Consider the following 3,548-nt stretch of genomic DNA (forward strand, 5'->3'; position numbering starts at 1 on the left):
CTGATCGACAGCGCGTCGCCACCGCACAGCAGCATCCGCAGCCCCGCGAACACCTCCGGCGCGGCCTCCGCCACCTGGTGGAACAGCCCGGAGGTGACCACCGACACGGTGACGCCGTTGCCCCGCAGGATCGAGACGAAGTCGAGCTGCTCCATCTCCCGCGCCGAGGCCACCGCCAAGGTCGCGCCGTTGAGCAGCGCCCCCCAGATCTCGAACGTCGAGGCGTCGAAGGAGATGGGCACGATGTGCGACACCACGTCGCCGGGCTCCACCACCACGACCGGATCGAAACAGATCCTGGCCACGGCCTCGTGGGTGACCTCCACGCCCTTGGGCACACCCGTCGAACCGGAGGTGTACATCGCGTACAGCAGGCCGTCGGGATCGCCGGCGACCTCCTCGGCGACCGGCTCGTCCGCGTCCGGCAGGCCGAGCACCCGCGCGCCGGTGGTGTCAAGCTCCGGCGGCCAGGGGGCGTTCGACACGACCGTGGTGATGCCGGAGTTCTCGATCATGTAGCGGAGGCGGGACTCGGGCTGGGCCGGGTCGAGCGGGACGTAGGCGGCTCCGGCCTGGGCCACGCCGAGCAGCGCGACGATGAAGTCGATGCCCCGCTCGAAGTGCAGGCCGACCTTGTCCTGCACGGCGACGCCGTGGCGGCGCAGCATTCCCGCGACCTGCCCGGCGCGCCGGTCGAGCTCGGCGTAGGTGAGCTCCTCGCCGGCGCAGCGCACCGCGCACTTGCCGGGGTGGCGCCGCGCCTGAATCTTGAACAGCTCCGGCAGGGTCGCCTTGGGCACCTCGGTGGTCGCGGTCTCGTTCCAGCCGACCAGCATGCGCTGAAGGTCCTGCTCCGACTGCAGCGGGACGTCGCGCACCTTCGCGTCGGGGTCGGCCGCGACCACGCCCAGCACCCGGCGGTACTGGTCGAAGAGCCGCTCGACCGTCGCCTTGTCGAAGGCGGCGGTGGAGAACTCCACCGCGACCGCCATCTGGTCTTCCAGGTCCACCGAGAACATGAGCGGGTAGCGGCCCTGCTCGAACATCAGCAGCGCGTCGAACCCCTCGGCCTCCGCCGCGGTCAGCTCCTGCTGGCCCTCGATGGCCGTGGCCTCCTCGGGCAGGTTCTGGAAGGCGACGATGCTGTCGAACAGTGACGTGCCCCTCGGGATCGGCGAGTAGCGCTGGATGTCGAGGAGCGAGGTGTACTCGAACCGCTGCAGGGCGATCTGGCCGTCCTGCATCTCCCGCAGCCAGTCGATGAACGGCGTGTCGGCGGGGACCGTGGCCCGCACCGGGAGCGTGTTGATGAACAGGCCGACGATCGACTCCATGCCGGCGAGCTCGGCCGGGCGCCCGGAGACGGTGAGGCCGAACACGACGTCGCTCTCGCCGCTGTGGCGCGACAGGAGCAGCGCCCAGCCGGCCTGCATCACGGTCCCGAGCGTCACCCGGGCGCGCCTGGCCAGCCGTTCCAGCCCCGCGGTCACCTCGGGCGAGAACTCCATGATCAGGTAGTCGGAGTCCCAGTGCTCGGCGACCGCCCGATCGACCGGCAGCGGCGTCGGGGCCTCGAAGCCGGCCATGTACCCGCGCCAGAACTCCTCCGCCTCGCGCTTGTCGCGCTCGGCCATCCAGGCGATGAGGTCCCGGTACGGCGGGGCGGCCGGCAGCGCCACCTCCTGCTGTGCGCGCAGGCTCTCGTACGCCCGCGCCACCTCGTCCATGACGATGGACACGCTCCACCCGTCGGCGCAGATGTGGTGGAACGTCCAGACCATCCACGACCGCTCGTCGCCGCACTCGATGACGTACACGCGCATCAGCGGCGCCGCCGTCACGTCGAAGCCGCGGTCGCGGTCGGCGCGCAGCAGCTCCTCCAGGCGGGTCTGGTGCTCGTCCCCGTCCGCGGTGTCCGACCAGTCGAGCACCTCGAACGGGACGGTCAGCTCGGCGTGGACGATCTGCAGCGGCTCCATCACGCCTTCCCAGGCGAAGCTGGTCCGCAGCGCCGGGTGCCGCCCGACCACGATGCGCCACGCCTCCCGTAGCGCGTCCGCGTCCAGCCTCCGCCCGGTGAACTCGCGCAGCTCCTGCGCCCAGTAGACGCCGCTGGCGTCCTCGGGCGCTTCCAGCGTGTGGAAGAGCATGCCCTGCTGGACCGGGGTGAGCGGGTAGACGTCCTCGATCCGTCCGGCCCCCGCCACCAGCGCGTCCAGCGTGCCCTGATCGAGCCCCGCGAGCGGGAAGTCGGAGGGCGTGTAGCCGCCGGCCTCGGGCGACAGGCAGTGGCTCACCAGTTCCGTGACCGCCTGCGCGTGGGCGTTCGCGACTCGTTCGATGGTCTCCGGCCGGTGCCGGGTGGTGCTGTAGTGCCACTCGAACGCCATCCGGCCGTCGGGGGTGCGCAGGACCTCGATCCGCAGCGGGTACGGCCGGTCGGCGGCCGGGCCGTACAGGTGACCGGTGACGATCCCGGTCGTGACGGGTGCGCCGAGGTCGGTGAAGAGGATCTCCGCGTCCCGCGCCTGCGGTAGGTGGCCGGTCAGGTGGCGCAGGGCGCCGTACCCGATGCCGCCGCCCGGGACGGCGCGGAGCTGCTCCTTGACGGACTTGAGGAGACCGGCCGGGTCGGCCGGGTCTGCGGCGGACAGCCTGACCGGGAAGGCCGAGGCGAACCAGCCGACGGTCCGCGACAGGTCGACGTCCTCGGTCACCGCCTCCCGGCCGTGGGTCTCCACGTCGATCGTCACCGCGCCGGTGCCCGCCCAGGCGGTGAGCGTCCGCAGGAGCGCCGCCAGGAGCAGGTCGTCGACCTGGGTGCGGTACGTCTCGTTGGCGCGGGTCAGCAGGGCCGAGGTGGTCTCGGCGTCCAGGGTGACCCGGACCACGCCGGGCTCGCCGGTCTCGCTGACGTGGTCGACCGGCACCGCGAAGCCTTCGAGCTGCCGCTCCCAGTAGGGCAGTTGCGCGCGTACCTCGTCGGAGGCGGCGTAGCTCCGCAGCTTCTCGGCCCACTGCTGGAAGGAGGTCGTCTTGGGCGGCAGCGGCTCACCCCGGTAGGCGCGGTCGAGGTCCTCCAGCAGGACGTTCCACGACACGCCGTCCATCACCAGGTGATGGACCGTGACGCCCAGCCAGCCGGGCTCGGCTCCCCGATCGAAGTAGGCGACCTTGATCAACGGCCCGTCGGCCAGGTTCAACGGAGTCCGCGCGGTGCGTTCGGCGGCCTGCGCCTCGTCCATCCCGGTGGCGTCGACGACGGAGAAGAGCTCGGCGTCCTCGCGGGCGGCGTTGTGCTGGACCCACGTGTCCTGCTCCGGGTCGTGGCTGAGCCGCATGCGCAGCGCGTCATGGTGGGCGACCAGCGTCTGGACGGCCCTGGCCAGCGCCGCGGGATCGATGCCCGGAGCGAGCCGGAGCACGCCGGCCCAGGTGCCGTGCTCGGCGAACCGGTGCTGGGGCGATGTCAGTGGGACGGTGCCGGTGACGGTGCCCTGCTCGGCCAGCACCGGGCTGATGGCCTGCCGGACCGCGGCGGCCAACTC

Annotated in this window: 1 protein-coding gene; it reads right to left on the reverse strand. The window is 72.0% G+C overall.

From position 1 onward, the window contains the following. On the reverse strand, positions 1 to 3,548 hold a 3,548-nt coding region (locus DQW85_RS06765; RefSeq protein WP_162794793.1), incomplete at both ends, for a condensation domain-containing protein.

It is taken from the genome of Nonomuraea lactucae, from assembly GCF_003313395.1.
Taxonomy (GTDB): domain Bacteria; phylum Actinomycetota; class Actinomycetes; order Streptosporangiales; family Streptosporangiaceae; genus Nonomuraea; species Nonomuraea lactucae.